The sequence below is a fragment of the Paracidovorax valerianellae genome, from assembly GCF_900102625.1.
GTDB lineage: Bacteria > Pseudomonadota > Gammaproteobacteria > Burkholderiales > Burkholderiaceae_C > Paracidovorax > Paracidovorax valerianellae.
Genome location: NZ_FMZC01000001.1, coordinates 227,707 through 252,034 on the forward strand (window position 1 = coordinate 227,707; position 24,328 = coordinate 252,034).

General features: G+C 66.5%; 28 protein-coding genes. 23 read left to right on the top strand and 5 right to left on the bottom strand.

Translation table 11 applies throughout. From position 1 onward, the window contains the following. Positions 1–72 precede the first annotated feature (72 nt). Positions 73–1,506 (top strand): aldehyde dehydrogenase family protein, encoded by a 1,434-nt coding sequence (locus tag BLT03_RS01050; RefSeq protein WP_092740035.1) that lies wholly within the window; start codon positions 73–75, stop codon positions 1,504–1,506. 78 nt (positions 1,507–1,584) lie between these two features. Here BLT03_RS01050 and BLT03_RS01055 read toward each other — a convergent pair whose 3' ends face one another. After that, positions 1,585–2,484: a ZIP family metal transporter gene (locus BLT03_RS01055; protein ID WP_092739443.1), complete on the bottom strand. Its 900-nt coding sequence runs from the start codon at positions 2,482–2,484 to the stop codon at positions 1,585–1,587. Between the two features lie 86 nt (positions 2,485–2,570). Next, complete coding sequence (locus BLT03_RS01060) at positions 2,571–3,203, bottom strand: superoxide dismutase (protein ID WP_092739445.1); 633 nt, start codon at positions 3,201–3,203, stop codon at positions 2,571–2,573. Positions 3,204–3,575: 372 nt separating this feature from the next. Here BLT03_RS01060 and BLT03_RS01065 point away from each other — a divergent pair, with 372 nt between their 5' ends. The 8 genes from BLT03_RS01065 (at position 3,576) to BLT03_RS01100 (ending at position 13,175) form a co-directional block, all read left to right on the top strand. Beyond that, complete coding sequence (locus tag BLT03_RS01065) at positions 3,576–6,671, top strand: LodA/GoxA family CTQ-dependent oxidase (protein ID WP_245711185.1); 3,096 nt, start codon at positions 3,576–3,578, stop codon at positions 6,669–6,671. 10 nt (positions 6,672–6,681) lie between these two features. Then, positions 6,682–8,007 carry an FAD-dependent monooxygenase gene (locus BLT03_RS01070; protein WP_175537620.1) on the top strand — a complete coding sequence of 442 codons (1,326 nt, stop codon included), beginning with the start codon at positions 6,682–6,684 and terminating at the stop codon, positions 8,005–8,007. A gap of 46 nt (positions 8,008–8,053) precedes the next feature. Next, positions 8,054–8,824 (top strand): SDR family oxidoreductase, encoded by a 771-nt coding sequence (locus tag BLT03_RS01075; protein WP_092739449.1) that lies wholly within the window; start codon positions 8,054–8,056, stop codon positions 8,822–8,824. Between the two features lie 54 nt (positions 8,825–8,878). Next, complete coding sequence (gene moaA, locus BLT03_RS01080; RefSeq protein WP_092740039.1) at positions 8,879–10,018, top strand: GTP 3',8-cyclase MoaA; 1,140 nt, start codon at positions 8,879–8,881, stop codon at positions 10,016–10,018. Between the two features lie 108 nt (positions 10,019–10,126). Beyond that, positions 10,127–10,744 (top strand): molybdenum cofactor guanylyltransferase MobA, encoded by a 618-nt coding sequence (gene mobA / locus BLT03_RS01085; RefSeq protein ID WP_245711205.1) that lies wholly within the window; start codon positions 10,127–10,129, stop codon positions 10,742–10,744. Then, the gene (locus BLT03_RS01090; protein ID WP_175537621.1) at positions 10,741–11,307 is read left to right on the top strand and encodes a GNAT family N-acetyltransferase; all 567 of its coding nucleotides are present in this window, start codon (positions 10,741–10,743) and stop codon (positions 11,305–11,307) included. The genes mobA and BLT03_RS01090 overlap by 4 nt, the downstream gene beginning before the upstream one ends. Continuing rightward, positions 11,304–12,680: a molybdopterin molybdotransferase MoeA gene (gene moeA / locus BLT03_RS01095; RefSeq protein ID WP_092739453.1), complete on the top strand. Its 1,377-nt coding sequence runs from the start codon at positions 11,304–11,306 to the stop codon at positions 12,678–12,680. The genes BLT03_RS01090 and moeA overlap by 4 nt, the downstream gene beginning before the upstream one ends. Positions 12,681–12,842: 162 nt before the next feature. Next, the gene (locus BLT03_RS01100) at positions 12,843–13,175 is read left to right on the top strand and encodes a thioredoxin family protein (protein ID WP_092739455.1); all 333 of its coding nucleotides are present in this window, start codon (positions 12,843–12,845) and stop codon (positions 13,173–13,175) included. Between the two features lie 31 nt (positions 13,176–13,206). Here the strand turns inward: BLT03_RS01100 and rnhA are convergent, their stop codons facing one another. Genes rnhA through BLT03_RS23680 form a run of 3 tightly spaced genes read right to left on the bottom strand, consistent with a single transcriptional unit; the run spans position 13,207 to position 14,841 of the window. Further along, a complete protein-coding gene (rnhA, locus tag BLT03_RS01105; protein WP_092739457.1) occupies positions 13,207–13,656 on the bottom strand; it encodes a ribonuclease HI in 450 nt (149 codons plus the stop codon). 5 nt (positions 13,657–13,661) lie between these two features. Beyond that, positions 13,662–14,495, bottom strand: coding sequence for a class I SAM-dependent methyltransferase (locus BLT03_RS01110; protein ID WP_175537622.1), 834 nt, complete (start codon positions 14,493–14,495; stop codon positions 13,662–13,664). Positions 14,496–14,541: 46 nt separating this feature from the next. Then, a complete protein-coding gene (locus BLT03_RS23680; RefSeq protein WP_139160274.1) occupies positions 14,542–14,841 on the bottom strand; it encodes a hypothetical protein in 300 nt (99 codons plus the stop codon). A 119-nt stretch (positions 14,842–14,960) separates the two neighbouring features. Here BLT03_RS23680 and BLT03_RS01115 point away from each other — a divergent pair, with 119 nt between their 5' ends. From BLT03_RS01115 to BLT03_RS01175, 14 genes are all read left to right on the top strand, one after another. After that, positions 14,961–15,326, top strand: coding sequence for a hypothetical protein (locus BLT03_RS01115; RefSeq protein ID WP_092739461.1), 366 nt, complete (start codon positions 14,961–14,963; stop codon positions 15,324–15,326). Further along, positions 15,323–15,646 (top strand): hypothetical protein, encoded by a 324-nt coding sequence (locus BLT03_RS01120; RefSeq protein ID WP_092739463.1) that lies wholly within the window; start codon positions 15,323–15,325, stop codon positions 15,644–15,646. The genes BLT03_RS01115 and BLT03_RS01120 overlap by 4 nt, the downstream gene beginning before the upstream one ends. Next, positions 15,643–15,867, top strand: coding sequence for a hypothetical protein (locus tag BLT03_RS01125; RefSeq protein ID WP_092739465.1), 225 nt, complete (start codon positions 15,643–15,645; stop codon positions 15,865–15,867). Before BLT03_RS01120 ends, BLT03_RS01125 begins: the two co-directional genes overlap by 4 nt. Then, the gene (locus BLT03_RS01130; RefSeq protein WP_092739467.1) at positions 15,864–16,862 is read left to right on the top strand and encodes a replication initiation factor domain-containing protein; all 999 of its coding nucleotides are present in this window, start codon (positions 15,864–15,866) and stop codon (positions 16,860–16,862) included. The genes BLT03_RS01125 and BLT03_RS01130 overlap by 4 nt, the downstream gene beginning before the upstream one ends. Beyond that, positions 16,859–17,182, top strand: a complete 324-nt coding sequence (locus BLT03_RS01135; protein WP_092739469.1) for a hypothetical protein — start codon at positions 16,859–16,861, stop codon at positions 17,180–17,182. Before BLT03_RS01130 ends, BLT03_RS01135 begins: the two co-directional genes overlap by 4 nt. A gap of 81 nt (positions 17,183–17,263) precedes the next feature. After that, positions 17,264–17,476, top strand: a complete 213-nt coding sequence (locus tag BLT03_RS01140; protein WP_092739471.1) for a hypothetical protein — start codon at positions 17,264–17,266, stop codon at positions 17,474–17,476. Between the two features lie 3 nt (positions 17,477–17,479). Further along, positions 17,480–17,671, top strand: a complete 192-nt coding sequence (locus BLT03_RS01145; RefSeq protein ID WP_092739473.1) for a hypothetical protein — start codon at positions 17,480–17,482, stop codon at positions 17,669–17,671. Further along, positions 17,671–19,125 (top strand): hypothetical protein, encoded by a 1,455-nt coding sequence (locus tag BLT03_RS01150; protein ID WP_139160276.1) that lies wholly within the window; start codon positions 17,671–17,673, stop codon positions 19,123–19,125. The genes BLT03_RS01145 and BLT03_RS01150 overlap by 1 nt, the downstream gene beginning before the upstream one ends. After that, entirely contained in the window at positions 19,126–19,413 is a 288-nt protein-coding gene (locus BLT03_RS01155) for a DUF2523 domain-containing protein (protein WP_092739477.1), read from the top strand. Continuing rightward, a complete protein-coding gene (locus tag BLT03_RS01160) occupies positions 19,410–20,513 on the top strand; it encodes a zonular occludens toxin domain-containing protein (protein WP_092739479.1) in 1,104 nt (367 codons plus the stop codon). Before BLT03_RS01155 ends, BLT03_RS01160 begins: the two co-directional genes overlap by 4 nt. 36 nt (positions 20,514–20,549) lie before the next feature. Then, the gene (locus BLT03_RS23685) at positions 20,550–20,786 is read left to right on the top strand and encodes a hypothetical protein (RefSeq protein WP_139160278.1); all 237 of its coding nucleotides are present in this window, start codon (positions 20,550–20,552) and stop codon (positions 20,784–20,786) included. 653 nt (positions 20,787–21,439) lie between these two features. Further along, positions 21,440–22,000 carry a recombinase family protein gene (locus tag BLT03_RS01165; protein WP_245711186.1) on the top strand — a complete coding sequence of 187 codons (561 nt, stop codon included), beginning with the start codon at positions 21,440–21,442 and terminating at the stop codon, positions 21,998–22,000. 19 nt (positions 22,001–22,019) lie between these two features. After that, the gene (gloB, locus tag BLT03_RS01170; RefSeq protein WP_092739483.1) at positions 22,020–22,796 is read left to right on the top strand and encodes a hydroxyacylglutathione hydrolase; all 777 of its coding nucleotides are present in this window, start codon (positions 22,020–22,022) and stop codon (positions 22,794–22,796) included. Beyond that, positions 22,793–24,322 (top strand): transglycosylase SLT domain-containing protein, encoded by a 1,530-nt coding sequence (locus tag BLT03_RS01175; RefSeq protein WP_092739485.1) that lies wholly within the window; start codon positions 22,793–22,795, stop codon positions 24,320–24,322. Before gloB ends, BLT03_RS01175 begins: the two co-directional genes overlap by 4 nt. Positions 24,323–24,328 lie beyond the last annotated feature (6 nt).

The following is a 24,328-nucleotide window of genomic DNA, read 5'->3' on the forward strand; positions in this document are numbered from 1 at the left end:
GGCGACACGGCACGGGTGCCCCTACGCCTTTCGGCAGGCGGTGCCCGGCGCCTGCTGGCGCACAATCCGCCCATGCAGTTCCACTACATCGCCAATGCGCCCGTGGCCTCGTCTTCCGGCCGCACCATCGCCGTGATCGACCCGTCCGACGGGCAGCCCTTCGAAGAGATCCAGCGCGGCACCGAGGAGGACATCGACGCGGCGGTCCACGCGGCACGGCAGTGCCACGAAGCCGTGTGGCGCAAGCTGGCGCCGGCCGAGCGGGGCCGGCTGCTGATGCGGCTGTCGATGCTGGTGTCCGAACATGCCGAGGAACTGGCCGCCATCGAACAGCGCGATTGCGGCAAGCCCACCAAGCAGGCCCGGGCCGACGCGCACGCGCTGGCGCGCTACTTCGAGTTCTATGCCGGCGCGTGCGACAAGCTGCACGGCGAAACCCTGCCCTACCTGGACGGCTACAGCGTGCTCACCTGGCGCGAGCCGCATGGCGTGACCGGGCACATCGTGCCGTGGAACTACCCCATGCAGATCTTCGGGCGCTGCGTGGGCGGCGCGCTGGCGGCGGGCAACGTGTGCGTCGTCAAGCCGGCCGAAGACGCTTGCCTGTCGCTGCTGCGCGTGGCGCAACTGGCCGCGCAGGCGGGCTTTCCGGCCGGGGCCATCAACATCGTCACAGGCTACGGCCACGAGGCGGGCGATGCGCTGGCGCGCCACCCGGGCATCGACCACATCAGCTTCACCGGCAGCCCGCGCATCGGCACGCTGATCCAGCAGACGGCGGCCGAGCGGCATTGCCCCGTCACGCTGGAGCTGGGTGGCAAAAGCCCGCAGGTGATCTTTGCCGACGCCGATCTGGACGCGGCGGTGCCCGTGGTCATCAACGCCATCGTGCAGAACGCCGGCCAGACGTGCTCGGCGGGCTCGCGCGTGCTGATCGATTCGCTTATTTACGAGCCGCTGCTGGAGCGCCTGGGCCACGCCTTCGAGGCCCTGCGCGTGGGCCCCGCGGCCATGGACCTGGACGTGGGCCCGCTCATCCGCCAGAGCCAGCAGCAGCGCGTGTGGGACTTTCTCTCCGACGCCCAGGTGGCCGGCATTCCGCTGGTGGCGCAAGGCACCGTGGTGGACGAAGCGCCTGAAACGGGCTTCTACCAGGCGCCCACGCTGCTGCGAGACGTGCCGGTGGACCACCGCCTGGCGCAGGAAGAAGTCTTCGGCCCGGTGCTGTCGGCCATGGCTTTCGAGGACGAGGACCACGCGGTCGAGCTGGCCAATGCCACGCGCTTCGGCCTGGTGGCGGGCGTGTGGACACGCGACGGCGCCCGGCAGTTCCGCATGGCGCGGCGCATCGCCAGCGGCCAGGTGTTCATCAACAACTATGGCGCGGGCGGCGGGGTGGAGCTGCCCTTCGGCGGCGTGAAGTCAAGCGGCCACGGCCGCGAAAAAGGCTTCGAGGCGCTGTACGGGTTCACCACGCTCAAGACGGTGGCGATTCGCCACGGATAGGCGATTGCTACAAATTTATTAGCAATACACCCTAGTGGATATTGCGCTGGAGGCCTTTTTGATGCAAAGGCTGCAAGGTCAGCCCAGCGCCGTGTCCAGGATCATCATGATCACGAAGCCGATCATCAGCCCACCCGTGGCCCAGGCTTCGTGGCCCTTGCGGTGCGACTCGGGAATGATCTCGTGGCTGATGACGAAAAGCATCGCGCCGGCCGCGAACCCGAGCCCCCAGGGCAGCAGGTTGGCGGAAATGCCGATCACCGTGGCGCCCAGCACCGCGCCCAGCGGCTCCACCAGGCCCGACGCCATGCCCAGCCCCACGGCCAGCCAGCGCTTGTAGCCCGCAGCCAGCAGGGCCACGGCCACCACCAGGCCTTCGGGCACGTCCTGAATGGCGATGCCCGCCGTGAGCGTGCCGGCGCGCAGCGCGTCGGCGCCGGCATACGCCACGCCGATGGCCAGCCCTTCAGGCAGGTTGTGCAGCGCGATCGCGAAGACGAACAGCCAGGTGCGTCGCAGCGTGCGCGGCGAGGGGCCGCCCTCCACGCCCTTGATGAAATGCTCGTGCGGCAGCAGCCGCTCCATCACCAGCAACGCCAGGCCGCCCAACAGGATGGACGTGCCGATGATGCCGCCCGCGCCCCAGGCCCCGGCGCCTGCAGACTGGGCCGCGGCAATGCCCGGAATGATCAGCGAGAACGAGCAGGCCGCCAGCATCACCCCGGCGCCGAAGCCGAAGAGCGTGTCCTGCACCCGCTCGGACAAGCGCTGCGAGAACACCACCGGCAGCGTGCCCAGCGCGGTCGCCAGCGCAGCCACCAGCCCGCCATGCCAGGCCTCTTCCACGCGCGGGTTGCCGGCCAGAAACTGCATGAACTGCTGTCCCAGCACCAGCACCCCCGCCACCGCGATGGCCACGCCGAGCCACCTGCGCATCCGCCAGCCGGAGCGTCCGGAAAGTGTGTCGTCAGCGTTCATGTGCAAGGCCCCGGTGGGAGGAAGGTGTCGTTTATGGAATCAGGGAAACGGTCTGGTCGAAGGATCGCTGCGGCATCGCCTGGGCGTCAACCGCGCGCTTTCGCGAAGCGGCGCGCCACTTCGTCCCAGTGCACGACGTTATAGAACGCAGCGATGTATTCAGGACGGCGGTTTTGGTACTTGAGGTAGTAGGCGTGTTCCCACACATCCAGGCCCAGGATGGGCGTGTTGCCCGACAGCAGGCCGGCCATCAGCGGGCTGTCCTGGTTGCCGCTGCTCTCCACCACCAGCTTGCCGGCCGGCGTGACCGACAACCAGGCCCAACCGCTGCCGAAGCGGGTGAGCGCGGCCTTGGTGAAGGCTTCCTTGAAGGCATCGAAACCGCCCAGGTCCGCATCGATGGCCTGGGCCAGTTCGCCGGAAGGCTGTCCGCCGCCGCCCTGCCCGGCCGGCGCCATCACGGTCCAGAACAGGCTGTGGTTGGCGTGTCCGCCGCCGTTGTTGCGCACCGGCGCCTGCAGCTTTTCGGGCAGGGTCTGCACCTGGGCCACCAGCGCTTCGATGGACAGGTCGGCCTGCGGCGTGCCTTCCAGCGCGGCGTTCAGGTTGTTGACGTACGTCTGGTGGTGCTTGGTGTGGTGGATTTCCATCGTCTGCGCGTCGATGTGCGGCTCGAGCGCGTCGTAGGCGTAGGGCAAGGCGGGAAGCGTATGGGGCATGGTTTTCACTTTCGAAAAGGGATGGAACGGATGACCGGGCGACCTGCGCGTTGCCGGGGCGATGGCCGATGCATCGACAGCGCCCGACCGACAACGCTCATTTGGAAATGATAATTATTTTCATTCACCACATCTACCGCGCGGTTTTGGCCAGCCTGCTGCCCTCCCAACCCTGCCCGCGTCCGCCAAAACCGACTCTTCGCCTTTTCTCGCCTTTTCTACTTGTTTCCACCCCGTGGAAACCCTGAATAAATACGTGCTGCTTCCCCCGCAGAATGCTTCGTCCCAAACGTGAACGGCGCATGCGCCCGCTTTGGGACGGGAGCGTTACATCGTCCAAGACGACGATTCATAAAACAAAGGAGGGTTGCGATGAAAAGCACGTCTGTTCCACCCATGCCGTCGGCCACCAGCGCCAGCGACGGCACCACCCCCATCACCCTGCCACCGACCCTGCCGCCCAGCCCCTGCTGCTGCGACACCGATCCCGTGGCCGGGCTCAAGCAACTGTTCGTCGATTACTTTCAGGGCAAGGGCATGGCCGCCGGGCGCGACCCGGCCACGCGGCCGGTGTTCCTGCGCCTGCACGGCGCGGCGCACGGCCGGTTCATCGTCGATCCCGGCCTGCCGCCCGAGCTGCGGGTGGGCGTGTTCGGGCAGGCGCCGCACTACCCGGCATGGGTGAGGTTTTCCGCCGACGTGCAGCCGGGCAACCCCGACTTGAAGGGCACGACGGGCATCGCCATCAAGCTCTTCGGCGTCGAAGGCCGCAAGCTGCTGGAGCCCGACCAGGACGCCACCACGCAGGACTTCATCTTGCAGAACCACGACGTGTTCTTCACCGACACGGCCCGGGACATGTGCGAGTTCACCTGCGAATCGCTGCACGGACGGGGCGACGCCTACCTGAAGGCGCACCCCGTCACCGCGCAGATCCTGAACGACATGGAAAAAACGGTGGACTCCGTGCTGGCCACCGACTACTGGAGCGTGCTGCCTTCGTGCTTCGGCCAGGGCCGATTCGTCAAATACAAGATCGAGCCGCTGGAGGCGCCGCCGGCCGACGCGCCGCCGGACTTCGACGACCCCTTCTACCTGCGCGCCGATCTGCACGCGCGGCTGCGCAAGGGCCCTGCGCGCTTTCGGTTTCTGGTGCAGTTCCAGACGAACGACCACGACATGCCGCTGGACGCCGCCACCGTGCGCTGGAGCGAGAAGGCCAGCGTGCCGATCGAGGTCGGCATTCTGGAGCTTCCCCAGCAGGACCTGGATGCGCGCGGCCAGTCACCCTATGGCGAAAACCTGGCCTTCAACCCTTGGCATGCGCTGCCCGAGCACATGCCCATGGGCAGCATCGCCGAGGCGCGCAAGGCCGTGTACCGGGCCTCGTCCGAAAACCGCCGCAACGTGAACGGCGTGCCGCTGGGCGAGCCCGTGGTGCCGCGGCCTGCGCAGTACGCGCCCGGCGTGGACTACCCCGCCGCGAAGGACACCCGCATCGTGCGCGCCGCCATCCACCCTGCCATCGGCATTGGCCGGGTGGGCAACAGCGCGAAAGACTTCTATCTCGGCCCGCAGGTGGTAAGCCCGCCGCCGCAGCCCCAGGGCTTTTACCGCGACGCGGCCGGCGCGCTGAAGCGCGAGGCGGCGCAGTTCCGCATCTACGGCTACAACGCCGCGGGCGACGTGGTGCGCGAGCTGACCTCGGACTGGGCCGACATCGAATGGTCGGTGCACGTCGCCAACAGCAAGGCGGCCTGGTACCAGTGGCAGATCGCGCTCGACATTCCGGAAGCCGCCAAAACCCAGTTGCCGCTGCGCAATGCCAAGGCCGCAGTGCGCAGCGCGCTGGTGATCGACGCGGGCGTGCAGCGCATCGCGGGCCGCAATGCGGCGCCCGTGCCGTGCACGGGCGAGCTCACCGGCGTGCCGGTCCAGATCGGCGAGTTGCAGACCGACGCCAGCGGCCGGCTGGTGTTCCTGCCCGGCCGCGGTGTTTCGGCCTCGCCCACGGGCAGCCCGATCTTCAACCCGGCCGACGGCGATTCGTTCATCAATGCCGACGGCTGGTACGACGACACCTGCGACGGCCCGGTCTCGGCCACGGTGCGCATCGAGGGCCAGTCCATTCCGGTCGAATCCGCCTGGGTGGTGACTGCACCGCCCAACTACGCCCCGCAGGTCAAGACCCAGCGCACCCTCTACGACCTGCTGCAGAACCTGTACGTGCAGGCCGGCTGGCTGCCCACGCCGGCCACCATTTCGTTCGCCGATGACGTGTACCCGATCCTGCAGCGCCTGTCGGGCCTGCAATGGGTGAACCAGGGCTTCGCGACGCTGTTCGGCCACCAGGGGCAGTACGACTTCGAGAACCCCGCGCTGATCGAGCGGCTGTCCGCCCTGCCGCCCGCGGGCGGCTACGACCCCAATGCCGAGCTGCGCCGGCAGGTGTTCAACAGCTTTCGCCCGCCCGAGCCCACGGACGGCAACCAGCTGCCCTGGCCCTGGCTGTACGGCGACGCGATGACCGTGCCGGCGGGCCAGAGCCCCCGCCAGAACGCGAGCATCAGCCAGACCCAGAGCGACGTGCTGGCGCGCTGGGTGCAGGGCGACTTCGTCTCCGACTGGGACGCGGCCCGCCCCTTGCCGGCCAGCATCGACGATGTGCCGCTCGCAGAGCAGCCCGCCACGCTGGACCGCGCAGCGCTCGAGTTCTGCCTGGCCGACGCCTTCCACCCCGGCTGCGAGATGACGTGGCCCATGCGCCACCTGACGCTGTACCGCAGCCCCTTCCGCATCCGCCAGCGCCCGGAAGGCGTGGCCGAGCCCAGCTACGGCCCCACGCTCGACCAGGCCACCGCCCTGTCGGCCCATGGGCCGCTCCATGCCCAGGGGCCGGGCGACATCAACCGCTGGATGGGCCTGCCCTGGCAGGCCGACACGGCGTATTGCCGCGCGGGCTACGACACCGCTTACGACCCGTTTGCCCCGACCTTCTGGCCTGCCCGCGTGCCCAACCACGTGCTGACGGCCGAGGACTACGCCATCGTGGTGGACCCGAAGCAACCCATGGCCCGGCGCGTCGAGGCCTTCGCCAACCGCACCAGCTGGAACAAGCCGCTGCACGGCACCACCGCCGGGCAGATGGAAGAGATGGTGCGCATCTTCGGATCGATGGGCCTGGTGGAGGTGCGCCCGGGCGTGGCGGACGACCCGGCGTTTCCCGCGCAGATGATGGTCGCGTCGTACGGCCCCGACGTCGCGCCGGCCGACGCCGCCAGCCTGACCGAAGCCGCCCTGGCCGCGCCCCGCGCGCCGATGGCCGGCTTCACCGCGCTGGGCGAAGCCGATGCCTCCGCACCGGTCAACCCCAAGGCGCGCCCGCTGCCGCACGGCGCCAACTTCGGCTCCCACGCCGAGGCCGAGGCCGCACCCCTGCCGGTGCGCCGGCGTCCTGCGGGCGGCTGACCCGGTGCCGGTGGAACCGTTCAAACCGGCGCCGCAGACCGAACAGGCGTTCGACGTGGCCATTGCCGGCGGCGGCCCGGCCGGTGCCGCCTGCGCCATTCCCCTGGCACGGGCTGGCCTGCGCGTGCTGCTGGCCGACGGCGGCGGCGAGCGGGCCTTTCGCATCGGCGAAGGGCTGCCGCCGCTGGTGCGCAGCCTCCTGGGCGACCTGGGCGTGCTCGACCGCGTGATGGCGGACGGCCACCGTCCCAGCTACGGCACGCTGGCCTACTGGGGTGGCCTGGCCGGGCACGCCAACGACACGCTGCGGCAACTGCACGGCGAGGGATTGCAACTGGACCGCGTGCGCTTCGACGCCACCCTGCGCGCCGCGGCGGCCGAAGCCGGTTGCACGGTCGCCGCGGCCACCCATCTTCAGATCGGCGATCCCGACGAAACGCCTTCCAGGGCCGGAGCGGGAGCCGATGCAGGCCCTGGCCTCAACGCGCCCGACTTGCCGGCCGGGCCGCACCGCCTGCAATTGCGCCGCCCCGGCGAGCCGCTGTCCACCGTGACCGCACGCTGGCTGATCGACGCCACCGGCCGCGTTGCCGCCCAGGCCTGCCGGCTGGGCGCCAGCCGCCGCCACTACGACCGGCTGCTGGCCTTCTACCAGCGCCTGCGCAGCGACACCCGCACCGATCTGGACGGCCGCACCTGGGTCGAGGCCGTGGAGGACGGCTGGTGGTACAGCGTGCTGCTGCCCAGCGGCGAGCGCGTCGTGGCGTTTCTGGGCGATGCCGACCTGATGGACCGCCGCGCGCTGCTGGAAGACAACGGCCTCTGGCAGCACCTGCAGCGCACCACGCACCTGGGAGCGCTCTGCGCCGAGCACGGCTACCGCCCGCACGGCCCCACACAGGGCGCCGATGCGTGCAGCGCGGAACTCGACCGTGCGGCGGGCGCGCAGTGGCTCGCGGTGGGCGATGCCGCCCTCGCCTTCGATCCGCTGTCGTCCAAAGGCATCGGCAACGCGCTCTACACCGGGCTGCGCGCCGCGCAGGCCGTGCTCGCCCATGAGGCGGGCGATCGGCAGGCGCCCGAGCGCTATGCGGACCACCTGCGCGACATTCACCGCGTGTACCGCAAGCAGTTGCAGGGCTTCTACGCCATGGAAACCCGCTGGCCCGACTCGGCCTTCTGGGTACGCCGCCAGGCAGGCCCCGCTGTCGCGCAGGGGCCAGCGCCAGGGCCCCAGGCGGGCAGACCCGTCGCTACACTGCCCTGGCCGCCCGCGCAGCGCACGGCCGCCCGCCGCGAGGCAGGTTCGGGTAAAAACCCGGAGATGCCGTGGTAGATATTGCGCAGGCAGCTATCGAAAACATAGCGCCATCGGAGGCTTCATGCGCGTGCACGGCAAATCCATCATCGTCACCGGCGCCGGCAACGGCATCGGCGAAGGCATCGCCAAACGGCTCGCGGCCAAGGGCGGCCGGGTCATCGTCAACGACATCCAGGCCCCGGGCGGCGAGCGCGTGGTGGCCGAGATCCGCGCCGCCGGCGGCACGGCGGACTTCTTCGCGGCCGACGTCACCCGCTCGGACGAGGTCAAGGCCCTGGTGGCCGAGGCCGTGCGCCTGCACGGCCGGCTCGACGTGGTCGTCAACAACGCCGGCTGGACGCACCGCAACCGCCCCATGCTGGAGGTGAGCGAGGAAGAGTTCGACAAGGTGTATGCCATCAACGTCAAAAGCATCTACCTCACGGCCATCCACGCCGTGCCGGCGATGCGCGCCAACCCGGGCGAGGCGGGCGGCAGCTTCATCAACATCGCCTCCACGGCGGGTCTGCGGCCACGGCCAGGGCTCACCTGGTACAACGGATCGAAGGGCGCGGTCATCATCACCAGCAAGTCGATGGCCGCCGAGCTGGGGCCCGACAACATCCGCGTGAACTGCATCAATCCCGTGTTCAACCCCGACACCGGCCTGGCCGCCGAATTCGCCGGCGGCCCCGTGGACGATGCACGCCGCGCGAAGTTTCTCGCCACCATTCCGCTCGGGCGCTTTTCCACGGCGCTCGACGTGGCCAACGCCGCGCTCTACCTGGCCAGCGACGAGGCGGCCTTCGTGAGCGGGGTCTGCATCGAAGTGGACGGCGGCCGCTGCGTTTGACCGCCGCCCGCCGCCCCCATTACCCCTACCGGGGCCATGCGGCAAAATCCGCCCATGGCTGAACGTGTCATCCCCCTGGTGGACCAGCGCATCGCGGCGCTGCGCCCCGCCGTGCCAACGGGCGCGGTGGCGGCCCCGACGGGGCGGCTCATCGACACGCGGGGGCGCCCGCTGCGGGACCTGCGCATCAGCGTCACCGACCGCTGCAACTTCCGCTGCGCGTACTGCATGCCCAAGGAGGTGTTCGATAAGGACTACCCCTACCTGCCGCACAGCGCCCTGCTCAGCTTCGAAGAAATCACCCAGCTGGCCCGCACATTCGTGGCGCATGGTGTGCGCAAGATCCGCCTCACCGGCGGCGAGCCCCTGCTGCGCAAGCACATCGAAAACCTGGTCGGCATGCTGTCCGAGCTGCGCCTGGCCGACGGCACGGCGCCGGACCTGACCCTCACCACCAACGGCTCGCTGCTGGCCCGCAAGGCCCGGGCGTTGAAGAGCGCCGGGCTCAACCGCCTCACCGTCAGCCTGGACAGCCTGCAGGACTCGGTCTTTCGTCACATGAACGACGTGGACTTTCCCGTGGCCGAGGTGCTGGCCGGCATCGATGCGGCGCAGGCTGCTGGGTTTTCGCGCATCAAGGTCAACATGGTGGTCAAGCGCGGCACCAACGACCACGAGATCGTGCCCATGGCGCGGCACTTTCGCGGCACGGGCGTGACGCTGCGATTCATCGAATACATGGACGTGGGCGCCACCAACGGCTGGCGCATGGACGAGGTGCTGCCCTCCGCCGACGTGATCGAGCGGCTGCAGGCCCACCTGCCCCTGGTGCCGTTGCCGGAACTGGCCCCCGGTGAAACCGCCCGCCGCTGGGGCTATGCCGACGCCACCGGCCGGCACGACCCTGCGCTGGGCGAGGTGGGCGTGATCGGCAGCGTCACCCAGGCGTTTTGCGGCGACTGCAACCGCGCCCGCCTGTCGATGGAAGGCCGCCTGTACCTGTGCCTGTTCGCCACCCAGGGGTGGGACCTGCGCAGCCTGCTGCGCGGCGGCGCGACCGAGGCCGACATCGCCGCCGCCGTGGCCGGCATCTGGAACGGCCGCACCGACCGCTACTCGGAACTGCGCAGCAGCCTGCCGCCCGATGCGGGCCAGGGCGCCCGGCGGGTGGAAATGAGCTACATCGGCGGGTGACGAATGGGGACCGGACCGCATGGCGCAGAGCCTTTGAAGCGCACCGCCACCGCAGGCAGCCCCACCGGCATCACCGGGCTGGTGCTGGCGGGCGGCCAGGGCACGCGCATGGGCGGGCAGGACAAGGGCCTGCAGCCGTTCCAGGGCGAGCCGCTGGCGCTGCATGCGCTGCGCCGTCTGCAGCCGCAGGTCGGGACGGTGCTCATCAGCGCCAACCGGCACCTCGACCACTACGCCGCGTTCGGTGCGCCGGTGCTGCCCGACACGGTGCCCGGCCATGCCGGCCCGCTGGCCGGCTTTCTGGCCGGCCTTTCGCGCTGCGATACGCCCTGGCTGCTGGCCGTGCCGTGTGACACGCCGCTGTTTCCGCCCGATGTGGCCGAGCGCCTGCTGGCCGCGGCGCTGGCCGGGCAGGCAGACCTGGCCATCGCTGCCGCCCCCCAAATCGACGCATTCCAACCCGATGCACCTCATGAAGAGGGGGCATCAGGCACAGCCCCCTTGCGCAACCAGCCCGTGTTCTGCCTGATGCGCGCCACCTTGAGGGAGCCGCTGGCGCAGTTCCTGGCCGAGGGCGGCCGCAAGATCGGCGCCTGGACGGACCAACACCGGTGCGCGGTGGCTGCCTTCGACCGGCCGGGCGACGACCCGCTCGGCTTTTGCAACGCCAACACCCTGGCCGAACTGCACGCGCTCGAACGCGCGCTCACTCCGTCACCGCGATGATTTCGATCCCCCTGACGACCGATTCCGCCTTGCGCATCGAAGTGCTGGGCGCCGCCCACGTGCACGCCTACAAGGCGCTGCGCGACGAATCCCTGCGCTGCGCCCCCGAGGCCTTCACATCGGACTACGCCAGCGCCGTGCTGCGCCCGGCCGAGTCGTATGCAGAGCGGTTCGGCGACCCGGCCACCGGCCAGTTCTTTCTCGGGGCCTTCGATGCCGCTGGCCAATTGCTGGGCAGCATCGGCTGCGACCGCGAAGCGCGCCTGCAGCAGCGCCACTGCGCCAGCGTGGTCGGCATGATGGTGGCGCCGGGCGCGCAGCGCAGCGGCATCGGCCGGCAGTTGGTGCAAGCCTGCGTGGAGCACGCCGAGCGCGTCGCCGGCCTGGAGCAACTGGTGCTCACCGTCACCGCCGCCAACACGCACGTCGTCCGCCTGTACGAGCGCGCCGGCTTTCAGGCCTGGGGCACGCTGCCGCGCGCGGTGGTCATCGACGGCATCGGCCACGACAAGTTGCACATGGTGCGTTGGCTGCCCGCTTCTCCCCTCTTTCGCGCCGCATGACAACGAAGACCCTTTCCGAGATCGCCGCCAGCGTAACCGGCTACCAGCCCAAGGCACTGCCCGCCGAGGCCGTCACCGCCTTCCTGCAGCAGCTGGTGCAACCCTTGGCAGAGACCGAATCGGTGAGCCTTTTCGCCGCGCTGGACCGGGTGCTCGCCACCGATCTCGTTTCGCCCATCAGCGTGCCTCCGCATGACAACTCGGCCATGGACGGCTATGCATTCGATGGCTCGCAGCTTTTGCAAGTGGCCCCGGGCGAGCCGCTGACCCTGCGCGTGGTCGGCACGGCTCTGGCCGGCCAGACGAGGCCCGCCAGCGCAGGCCCCGGTGAATGTGTGCGCATCATGACCGGCGCGGTGATGCCACCAAGGCTCGATACGGTCGTGCCGCAGGAACTCGCCAGCGTGGATGGCGACACCGTGCACATCGGCGCCGGCCTGCTGCGCCCGGGCGATCACCGGCGCCGGGCGGGCGAAGACCTGATGCAGGGCCGCGTGGCCCTGGCCCGCGGCGAGCGGCTCACGCCCGCCGCGCTGGGCCTCGTCGCCAGCCTGGGGCTGCCGAGCGTCAACGTGTTCCGCTGGCTGCGCGTGGCGTGCTTCTCGACCGGCGACGAACTGCTGAGCCCGGGCGACGCACCGCGTGCGGGTGCCGTTTACGACAGCAACCGCTACGCGCTCCTGGGCCTGCTGGCCCGCCTGGGCGTGGAGCCGATCGACCTGGGCGTGGTGCCCGACACCCCCGCGCAACTGGAAGCCGCGCTTCGCCGGGCAGCCCGACAGGCCGACGCCGTCATCACCAGCGGCGGCGTGAGCGAGGGCGATGCGGACCACCTGCGCTCGACGGTGCAGCGGCTGGGCGACGTGGCCTTCTGGCATGTCGCGATGCGCCCCGGCCGGCCGATGGCGGTCGGGCGCCTGCGCCGCGAGGGCCCGGACGGACCCATGATCGAATCGGCCTCCAGCGCAATAAACACTAAGGCAGATAGCTATCATAATAATAGCAATGAATCTACAGCCAGCAGCCTTTGGTTCGGGCTGCCCGGCAACCCGGTCGCCGCCATGGTGGCCTTCCTCGCCTTCGTGCGCCCGGCCCTGCTGCGGGCGATGGGCTGCACCCGCCCGGCGGCGCCGATGCTGCGCGCCACCACCACCGAGGCCCTGAACAAGAAACCCGGCCGCACCGAATACCAGCGCGGCATCGTCTCGGCGGCGCCGGACGGCGCCTTGCAGGTGCGCACGACCGGCCACCAAGGCTCCGGCGTGCTCAGTTCGATGGTGCAGTCCAATGGGCTCATCGTGCTGCCGCACGGCCGCGGCCCGGTGAATGCCGGGGACACCGTGGACGTGATGATGTTCGACGGTGCCCTGTGAACAGCCTGCCAGCCGGGTCCCACAGCCGCGCGGCGCCTGCGCCGAACGCATGGGCCCGGCGACGGAGCCTATGCTGAAAAAATCCATCCAGTCACCAAGACCTCGCCGGCTTCACCGAACCCGCCGGCCAGCCATCACAAGATCACAAGGAAACCCACCACCATGACCTACACCGCCCGCCACCTCGAACAGCCGCCCACCCGGGAAGACGTGGACCAGATGCAGGGCGCCACGGTGGTGGAGTTCGGCACGCCCTGGTGCGGCCACTGCCAGCGCGCGCAGCCGCTCATCGAGGCAGCGCTGCAGGGGCGTGACGATGTCGCCCACGTCAAGGTCGAGGACGGACCCGGACAGCGCCTGGGCCGCAGCTTCGGCGTGAAGCTCTGGCCCACGCTGGTGTTCCTGCGCGACGGCAAGGAAGTGGAACGCATCGTGCGTCCGCAAGGGCCGGAGCCGCTGCAGACGGCCATGCAGGCCATCGCGCCCGGCGCCTAGCCCGATCCAGATTTAAGTCCAGAAAAGGGCGTCAGCCGCGGCCCAGCGCCTTGTCCACGCCCTTGTTGGCCAGGGCATCGGCGCGCTCGTTGCCGGGATCGCCCGCGTGGCCCTTCACCCAGCGCCAGTCGATCTTGTGGCCTCCCTGGGCCACCAAGTCGTCCAGCCGCTTCCACAGTTCGACGTTCTTGACGGGCTGGCCCGCCGCGGTGCGCCAGCCTTTTTTCTTCCAGCCCTGGATCCACTCCGTGATGCCCTTGCGCACGTATTGGCTGTCGAGAAACAGCGTGACATCGCAGGGGCGCTTGAGCGCGCCCAGGGCCTCGATCACCGCCAGCAATTCCATGCGGTTGTTCGTCGTGCCCAGTTCTCCCCCGAACAATTCCTTTTCCAGGGCGCCGGACCGCAGCACCACCCCCCAGCCGCCGGGGCCGGGATTGCCTTTGCAAGCCCCGTCGGTATAGATCACAACCTGATTCAAAAACGTTACTCCCATCCATCCACACGAAAGGCCGGCCCGCCATCGCGGACCCTGCCGCGATTGGCCACCGGTACGGGCGCCGCGGCGCCCTGGGGCGTGCGGCGCCAGGGCGCCCCGAGCAAGCGCATGCCATGCACGCGCTTGACGGCCACCACCACATAGGCGGCCCCGAGTATCGGCCACCAGCGGGCGCCCAGCCCATCCATCCAGTCGAAACGATCGAGCCAGGGCGTGCTGCGCACCGCTGGCCGGTAGCAGCCGAAGCTGACCGACTCGACCTCGAAATTGAGCAGCCGCAGCCAGTCGCGCAACCGCCAGTGGCCGATGAACTCGCCCACGTCCGGCAAATACAGGTGCCCGCCCGCGCCCAGGCGCTGGTACAGCCGCGCCCGGCGCTGGCGCAGACCCCAGAGGCTCACCGGGTTCAGCCCGCTGATGACGACGCGGCCTTCGGGCACCAGCACGCGCTGCACTTCGCGCAGCGCGGCGTGGGGGTCGATGCTGAGTTCCAGCGCGTGCGGCAGCAGCACCAGATCGAGGCTGTTCTCCGAAAAAGGCAGGGCCACCGGGTCGGCCAGCAGGGCCGGCGCGAGCAGGTCACCGCTGCCCAGGGCGCCGGCGGCGTGCCAGCCGGCGGCTTCGTCGGTCCAGAGCAAGGTTTCTTCAGCACCGAGGGCCAGCCAGCGGTGTGGCATGCGATTGGCGCGCAGGCCCTGCAAACCCGGCATTCCGAGCTGCAAGGCGTGGTAGCCGAACACGTCGGCCACCAGCTCGTCATAGCGTTCCTGCTCCCACGCCAGCAGGTACCGGCCCGGGGCTGAGTCGAACCAGTGGTGCAAACCTATGATTTCGCGCCAGCCTGAACCAGGCCCCACAGGTGTGTATTCAAATGCCCCGCTGGAGCCGCTTCCAGCCGACAAATGATTTCGCGCCAGCCTGAACCAGGCCCCACAGGTGTGTATTCAAATGCCCCGCTGGAGCCGCTTCCAGCGCTGCTACTGCGATCCAGTGTTTCGGATCCTCGTTGATCAGTTCTGCGAGTGCTCCAGCCACTGTGGGCGTTAGACGTCCACGCACTCGAGCCACTGCAAGCGAAGTCCGAGAGATCGCCAGCCGGCGACACCACTCCGCATCTGATGGCATCAGATCGTTTGCGCGATTCAATAAATCGATGGTCGTGTGCATGTCACGCTCCTAAAAAAAGACTACCGACTGTAAACAAAAAGCTTGTTTACTGTCTGTAATCCTGATACCGTTCGGCCCCAATGATTACAGATCGTAATCGTTGTATCACAGGAGCCGGCATGCCCAACCTTTCAACCATCACCGCAGGCGCACGCGTCACCTACCAGGGCGACGAGTACAAGGTCCGCTCAGTGGACGGCAACGTCCTGGAGTTGGCCTACGACACAGGCGGCTTCTTCCGCCTGGTGCACATGTCCAGCGTTACTGCTTGCCCGACCCCTGCCATCCAAACGGCGGCCAGCTTGCCGGCTCCAGCCGCCGGGCAGGGGAAGGGCACCAGTCTTGCGCAGTTCGAACGCGCCTTTGATGCGATGTGCGATCTTCGAGCTGGTTCCAGTGCCGGGCAAGATGACTTTGACCTTTGCTTGTGTTGCGATCGGATGATCTCTAGGGGCCGCAAATTCTGCGGCGCGTGTGAAGCATGAGGCTCGTCGCCAAGCATACCCAGGTGGGCTACCAGACCCCCGGCGACCGCCCTGGTTGCCGCAACTGCGCGCACTTCGAAGTCGTGCGCCACGACAGCCCAATCATTGCCCCGCGCACGGCCTGCACGCTGCACGAGCTCGAAGTGACGAGCGGCGGCATTTGCAACAGCCACAAGCTCCAGCGCAAGGCCAACGAGAGCCAGCTCGCGTTCCTGGCCCGCCAGCGCGATCTGCTGGTGTCTCTTTCTGACGATGCGGTGACGGCTACAGCTGAAGCAAAAAGGCGTTTTGCTCCCCAAGCTTGGGAGCGCCGCGCATGAGGCGCATCAACGGCGGTCAATCGGCCCTCATTCACATGGAGCCAGCGCCTGCGCGCGTCTGGCTCGTTCAGTGCCCTCCGGGCATGTTGGCCAACGGCCACTCCATCAAGCGATTCAGCAACGTGCAAGCATTCGAAGGCTACGTGCGCCAGGTGCGCGATATGGGCATGACGGTTCGCTTCGATTCTCCCTTCGCGGCTGTCGTGGAGGCGTCGGCATGAAGCGCCGCGCTCAACTTCGAGGCGCGTCAGCGCCTTCCCCTTGTGCTGTAACACAAGGGGAAACCTCCCAGCAGCGCGCAAAGGTCGATTGGCTCACGGCTACGTGGAAGCCTGAACCCGATGAACACGTCATTGCCACGGTGCTTGACCTCTTGCGCGGTTGTGGCCTGGCTGTGGAGGCAGAAGATGGGCGCGGACACTTCGGGTTTGAGTTCGGAGCCCGGCTGTACATGCGCCTCGATGACGGCTCACGCTCTCAGGTCGCTCTGCTCGACTGGGGCGGCGATCGGATGCGCGGCCGCGCTCGCCTGGACCTCTCCGGCAGCGCCTGCGCCAAAGTCGGCGACTGGCAGTCGGTCCAGGACTGGCTTGGCGCCCAGTGGGAAACGACCATCACTCGTGTGGACTTGGCCGTTGACTGCCTCAACGGCGAATTCACCGTCGAGGATGCCCGCGATTGGATGCACGCTGGCGAATTCACTGCAGGCGAAGGCCGTCCACCACGTCACAGCACTCCCGGCGACTGGCTCAGTCCTGAACCCTTCTACGGCCGCACTCTTGAGATTGGGCGCAGAGAGAACGGAAAGATGCTTCGTGCCTATGAAAAGGGCCTCCAGCTCGCCCCAGGCAGCGGCGACAAGTGGACTCGTTTCGAGGTCGAAATCCGCAACCGTGATCGAGACGTCCCGCTCGATGTCCTCACCCGCTGCGACGTGTATTTCGTCGGCGCATACGAGTGCCTCCAGCGCTTGCTGCCCGTCGCCGGCGAACGCATCGCCACACACCAGAAAGAGGGAGACCTCAGCCTCGACACGATGGTGCATCACGCCAGTGTCGGCTACGGAAAGCTCGTGCATGTCATGCGCGGCCATGTCGCTGCAGACGACCTCTTAGACCTCATTTCCCGGCCAGGCGTCCCACGACGACTGGAAAAGGCCACCCTGGCCGGATTTATCGCGGCGTCGTCGGTCGCACTACAGGAGAAAAGGCCATGAAAGCACACGTAATCGGAATCGAAATCAGCGAAGGCGTCAGCAAGAAAACCGGCAACGCCTATGCCATCGGCAAGCTCTACACAGCCCTCCCCATCGTGGGGAAAGGTGCTCGCGGCCTCATGGGCAGCGAATACCAATGCGAACCAGCTGTGCTGCGCAAGCTTGACGGTCTGGAGCTGCCATGCATGGCCGAGCTCGAAATGCAAGACGTGATGCGTTACGGCCAACGCCGGCAGGAAATCGTGTCCGTGGTCCCACTCCCTCCGATGGCCGCTAAGGCATCGCAGGCATCGCCTGGCACTGCTGTCGTCCCCCGCTGAGTGATTGAAGCCTGAAGGGCAGCGTGCTGCTCTTTGGGCTGCAATTCCGCAGCATTGACCAACCCAACCTGGAGAAACTGAATGAACCCGAAGACCCTTGCCGCAAAGCTGGCAGCAATCCCCGTCGTCCTGTTTGCCACCGCTGGTGCCGCCTATGCAGAACTGCCTGCCTCCATCGCAACCGATGTGGGCGCAGCCAAGGGCGACATGCTGGCTGCAATCGCCCTGGTGATCGGCGCCATGGTGGCAGTCTGGGGCCTGCTGAAGCTTGCTTCGAAGCTCGGCTGGCGCTAAGCCATGGCCACGAACACCGCCACAGCGTCCACGGACACCGTGACGGTGGTCGTGCAGGTCGAACCGGCACCTCCGAACGAAGAGCGAATGTCAGATTTGCTCGCTCTCTTCGGCCTGGTTATTGGCGCATGCGTGGTGATCTGGGGCGCCAAACAGATCCTCAACCTCTTCAGCATCAACCCGGATCACGACTGATGAAAGCTCTGTATGCCTTCCTCGCTCGAAATGCTCTTCGCGGGCTCATTGCTCTTGCTGCTCTGGGTGGCGTTCCGATAGCAATCGCTGCTCCATCGCCAGCCTTTAACGCATTCAACGGTGTTGCGGCTGGCAATTCCGTTGCGGTCCATTTTGGTGGCCCGGGCTCGCCTTTGCCTACCTCCCCGCCATCTGGCGCCAGCACGTTGCTCGGCAACATGGGCATTTCTTCGTCGTCTCCTATGGGGCCGCTGCTCGAGGGCTCTGTAAAGGCCCCGTTGGGCGACACCGGCAAGGCCGTGCAAGTAGCCGCAAAAGCCAAAGTGAACCCTGTTGCGTTCATGCGTGGCTTGCGCGCAGCGGTCGGTGGCCCTGGCGGCTTGGCCCTGTTGGCCTTGCCATTCATCGTTGACTACATCAACGATACCGAGCGATTCCGTGTCAACCCGATTACCGGCGAGGTCGAAAAAAAGGAGCTTGAATCTTGTAGCGCAGATTGCGTAGAGTTTGAGCTTCCTGGAGGTGGCTGGAGTCGCAGCTTGATGACGTCTTGTAGTGCGCACCTTGCATACTCACGCGATCGGGGCGGCGCCTACTTTCGCGCGGTGACGTTTGTCAACAAAACCACTTGCAGCTACGAATATTCGTTCAGCCAATCAGCGCCTACCTGGGCTAAGTCTCAGTTTTCTCCGCCGTCCAGAACGACTACCGACACTTGGGCTAATTGGTTGCCTTCGTCTCTCGATGACATTGCGGAATACATGGACGAGCCGGAAGCGTCTCGCCTGCCCGCTAACGTTGTTCAGGAGGGGTTTACCAAGGCTGGTATTGATCCTTTCGGCGCTGCCGGTCCTATCGTAGGCACGCCTACGGTGTCTGGTCCATCAAGCGCACCAGGCGCACGCACGCAAACTAGTAGCCAGACTCGCGTGCATCCCGGCACGACCACTGAGGTCGCACCTGGGACCACTGGAGAAACGCAGCCTGCAACGCGTACCAACACGACTACGACGACCCATAACGTCACTTACAACAACAACGTCGTGACCTACAACACGACCACGATCAACAACACCACGATCACCAACAATGTGACCGGGCAGACCGATACCACGACGGATGAGACGGTCACCGAAGACGATGCCAAGCCCGAAGAGGACAAGCCCGATCTCTGCCAGAAAAATCCGGACATCCTCGCTTGCCAAAAGCCTGACCTCGATACTCCCGATGGAGAGATACCGAAGTCCACTGTTGACGTCACCTATCAGATCGAAGACACCTGGGGCAGTGGTGCGTGCCCTGCATCTTTGTACGCCAACATCAATGGTCAGTCAGTGATGGTCTACGACTGGCCTCAGACCTGCAGCATCGTCGCTACCTATGTGCGGCCCTTGCTGCTCTTGATGTGTGCCCTTGGCGCGCTTTTCATCGTGATGCCCGGAAAGGCGGACTGAATGAAGATTGGCACATGGCTCTTGTCGATGATGCAGCCGCTGATTGCTCGCATCCTCACTGCTATCGGCTTCAGCGTCGTCACCATCACAGGCTTTCAGATCGCGGTCGGACAGGTCAAGGACCTCGTTAAAGGCGGCATCAACACCTTACCTTCCGACATGTTCAACCTCTTTCTGTACGCAGGTGGCGGCACCGGCCTCGGCATGATTTTCGGTGCGATTACCACGAAGCTGCTGCTCTGGCAGATTCAGTCTGCCACTCAAATTTTGGGGAAGAACCCAGGATGATCACCGTCATTACGGGCACCCCTGGTGCTGGCAAAACGCTCTACACCATTGAAAAGTTGCTCCTGCCTCTGGTCGGGACGCACATTCCCCAAGAAGGGGCGGATGGTGTCGTCACGATGCACCCTCGGACCATCTACACCAACATCAACGGCTTGTTGCTCGATCACGAGCTCATTGATGGCGGCGATAACCAAGGTCTGCGAGATTGGCACACCTGGGCAAAGCCCGGCAGCGTCATCGTGTTCGATGAGGTGCAGCGGCATTGGAAGCCAAGAGCGAACGGAAGCGCCGTGCCGGCCGACATTGAGGCCCTAGAGACTCATCGACACATGGGCGTTGACTTCATCATCATCACGCAGAACGTCATGCTGGTGGACAAGAACATCCACGCCCTCGGTGGGCGCCATTTGCATGTGCGCCGCATTGCCAATATGCCCATGGCCATCGTCTACGAATGGGACCATGTCTCACGTGGATTGCTGTACGCAAAGAGCATGACGAAGTCCCCTTGGCGCTACAGCAAAAAGGTCTTCAAGCTCTATAAGAGCGCCGATCTTCACACCAAGCAACCCCGGCGCATCCCTGGCCTGGTCTGGTTCATTCTGGCCGGCATCGCTGGCGTGGGTTTCATGGCTCCAACGACCTATGCGCGGCTCGCGGAGCGCATCGCTGGAGGTCAAGCCAAGCCCGCTCAGGTCGCCCAGGCCCCACAGCCCGGCGCCAAGTCCCCTGCCGCTCTGCCTGCTGCGTTTGCTGCGTCTCACCCTGGCCAGGTCACCGCTCCCGCTGCTGTTGCAGCTGCTGCCGCTCCTGCAGCCTCTGCGCCTGTGTTTGCTGGTTGCATGGCTACCGCTACGGCTTGCCGCTGCTATGACACCGGCGGCAACTCGCTTGATCGTGAGCCGGAGGCCTGCAAAGCCATCACCAAGCCGCCTGCGGTAGTTCTGGCTGGTGGCACCATCCCAGACAACGAGGTGCCTGCCTTACCTCCGCCTCCAAAGTTTGTCCCCCCGTCAGAGCCCGGCCACGGCCTGCTCGATCTGCGCCGCGCTTTGCGTGATCAGTATCCAGAGAGTCACCCCAGGCCGGTGACCTTCTAACCGATCACAGCCCTAGAATCCTCCCAGGGAGGCCATATGGGCATTGAAGATCGAGACTATTACCGCCAAGAATATGCACGCAAGAATGGCATGCATTACGACACGAAGACGGCAACATATTCGACGCCTAGATGGGCCAAACCGTCTACTGCCCTCGCGCCTGAGAAGAAGCCATTTGAATGGCATTGGTCGCTGGTCCTGCTCATGTGCCTAGTCATGGCCGTAGCTGCTGCTGCCTTCGTCCACTACTTCCCGCGAATTGCTGCCTTCTGAGAGACAAACGGGGCCCCGAGAACGGAGGCCTTGTGCCGCAGTGGTGGGGTCGGGGTATGGGGTGATAAACCCCATGGTGGACCTCATCTCACCCTGTGCCTTACGTCATCGCCAGGGCCTTAACTGCCCCCGCGCAAGGGATCGTTAGTCACACAGTGATTGAGACGGCGCGCCAGACGCTGCCCCATCGAATGATCGGCCCCGAGCATGTGTGCAACGCCCCCTGCGCGCAATGAGACACCCCGAGCACCTGTGCCTCGCCCCTCACGCGCAACGCGTGCCAGAGCGGCCGAGGTGGGCAAGCGGAGCGCCGCACGCCGACAGCCGCGGCGGCCGCCTCGAGCATGAGTGCATGGCCCCGGGAGCGCAGTGTGAATCCCCGAGCACAGGTGCGCTGCCCCGCACGCGCAATGCTGATCCCCGAGACGGAGACAGAGGCTGGTGGGTTGGCTCAACCGGAGGCCAGAGCCCGGTCCACGCAGTGGATGCGCCCTGCACGTTTTGCTGACCCAGTCCTTATGTCCTACTACTTTTGGAGGCCGGCATTTTGAGCTTTTACCAAGTGGGAAAAACAGCAAGATTTCCTGCAGGAGGAACCCGATATGCGATTGATTGGATACGCCAGAGTGTCAACCCGAGAGCAGGAGACTCGCATGCAGCTTGACGCGCTCGCTGCAGCCGGAGTTGGCACGATTTACGAGGAGAAGGCCAGCAGCATCGGCCAGCGCTATGAGCTGCAGCGCTGCCTTAAATCCCTAACACGGGGAGATGTGCTTGTCGTCTACAAGCTCGACAGAGTTGCCCGCTCTCTGGTGGATCTGTTGTCGATCCTGGATCGCATCAAGCTGGCCGGCGCCGAGGTGCGCAGCCTTAACGAACCGCTCGACACCACAAGCCCTATGGGCGTATTCATGCTGCAGGTCTTGGGCGCCGTCGCCCAGCTCGAGCGAGGCATCATCAGGGAGAGGGTGATTGCTGGCCAGGTGGCGGCGATTTCTAGGGGACAGCGGCATGGGAGGCCGCGAACGTTGACATCGGAGCAGGAGGCAGAGGTTCTTCGGCTGGTTGCCTTGGGCTCGACTCAGGCCCAGATTGCGCGACAATTGCAGGTTAGTCGCGCTGTCGTGGATCGGGTAATGAATCCTTGGCGGTCCCGTTATGCGCCACAGAGACCCGTCTTAGGGCCACTGCTTAATGCCCCAACGAAGTGCTGAAGTAATAATTTCATCGCTCATGAACTTGCTGCCACTGCCCGCCTTTACCGACAACTACATCTGGATGCTGCACGACGCGCACGCTGCGGTCGTGGTCGATCCGGGAGAAGCGGGCCCGGTCTTGCAGGCATTGCAAACCCTGAACCTGCCATTGCAGGCGATTCTAGTCACGCACCACCACGCCGATCACACCGGCGGGGTACCCGCGCTGCGCGAAGCCACCGGCGCCCGCGTTTTCGGTCCCGCGCACGAGAAGATGCCCGAGCCGATCACCCGGCTGAACCAGGGCGACACGGCCGAAGCGCTGGGCCTGCGGTTCGAAGTGTTCGACGTGCCCGGACACACGGCAGGCCACATCGCCTACTACTGCCCCGACGTGGGCGGCACCCCGGCCGTGTTCTGTGGCGATACCCTTTTCTCCGGCGGCTGCGGCCGGTTGTTCGAAGGCACGCCCGCGCAGATGCAGGCGTCGCTCGACACCCTGGCCGCGCTGCCGGGCGATACCCTCGTGTGCTGCGCGCACGAGTACACGCTGTCCAACCTGAAGTTCGCCCGGGCCGTGGAGCCCGGCAACGAGGCCCTGCGCCAGTACACCCGCGAATGCGAGGCCCTGCGCGAGCGCGGGCAGCCCACGCTGCCCTCGCGCCTGGCGACCGAGCGCGACATCAACCCTTTCCTGCGCACACGGCAAGCGACGGTGGCCCAGGCCGCCCGAGGCTTCGATGCGCGGGTCGATCCCCAAGATGCAGTGGCCGTTCTGGCAGCGCTGCGCCAATGGAAAAACGAGTTTCAATGAAAATTTTGCACATCCTGGGCCTCGCCAGCGTGGTCTGGCTCACCGGTTGCGCCACCCAAGGCACCCCATCCGGCACCGCGGCGGGCAAAGACACCCCCGGCACCCCCAGCTCCGACACCTCTTCCGCCACGCACACGCCGCGAATTCCCTCCGGCCCCCTGCAGCCCATTTCGGCCGTGCAGGCCAGCAACGGCGAGGTTGCATCGCTCTATGCCCCGTCCGACCTGTGGGACCGCATCCGCCGCGGCTTCGCCATGCCGGACCTGGACCAGGATCTGGTGCGCGACCGCGAGCAGTGGTATGCCTCGCGCCCCGACTACATGCAGCGCATGACCGAGCGTTCCAGCAAATACCTGTTCCACATCGTCGAAGAACTCGAACTCCGTGGCATGCCCACCGAGCTGGCGCTGCTGCCGTACATCGAAAGCGCTTTCAATCCGCAGGCCGTCTCCAGCGCGAAGGCGGCAGGCATGTGGCAATTCATGCCGGCCACGGGCAACGATTACCAGCTCAAGCAGAACGCCTTCCGCGACGACCGCCGCGACGTGCTGGCCTCCACGCGCGCCGCGCTGGACTACCTGCAGCGCCTGTACGGCATGTTCGGCGACTGGCACCTGGCGCTGGCCGCCTACAACTGGGGTGAAGGCAGCGTGGGCCGCGCCATCGCCCGCAACCAGAAGCTGGGCCTGGGCACGAGCTACACCGAGCTCAACATGCCCGCCGAAACCCGCATGTACGTGCCCAAGCTGCAGGCGGTGAAGAACATCGTCGCCAACCCGCAGGCCTTCAAGACCGAGCTGCCGCTGATCGAAAACCACCCCTACTTCCAGACGGTGGACATCACGCGAGACATCGATGTCTCGCTGGTCGCCAGCCTGGCCGGTGTGCGCGAAGAAGACTTCCGCGCGCTCAACCCCTCGCTGCACCGGCCCGTCATCCTGGCCGCCGGCATGCCGCAGATCCTGCTGCCCTGGGACAACGCCAAGGTGTTCCTGAAGAACCTGGAAGCCCACAGCGAAGGCCAGTACGCCAGCTGGACGGTGTGGAGCGTGCCCACCACCATGACGGTGGCTGCCGCCGCCCAGCGCGTGGGCATGAGCGAGACCGACCTGCGCAGCGTGAACCACATTCCACCGCGCATGATGATCAAGGCCGGGTCGGCCCTCATGGTGCCGCGTGCGACCACCACGCGCCAGGATGTGTCGAGCCAGGTGGCCGACAACGGGCAGGTCGCATTCACACCCGAAATCGTCACGCGGCGCACCACGGTGCGCGCCGGCAAACGCGATTCGGTAGCGAGCATCGCCAACCGCTACAAGGTGACCGCTGCCAATGTGGCCGACTGGAATGACGTGAAGGCCGGCGCCGTGTTCAAGGCCGGCCAGCAGGTCGTGATGTACCTGCCGGTAAAGCTGGCCGCCACGTCCTCCGCGCGGCCTGCCATCAAGCAGACCTCTACCCGCAATTCGAAAGCACCTGCGGCGCCGGTCCGCAAGGGCGGAACGCCCTCGCGCAAGAAGCGCTGAGCGTTC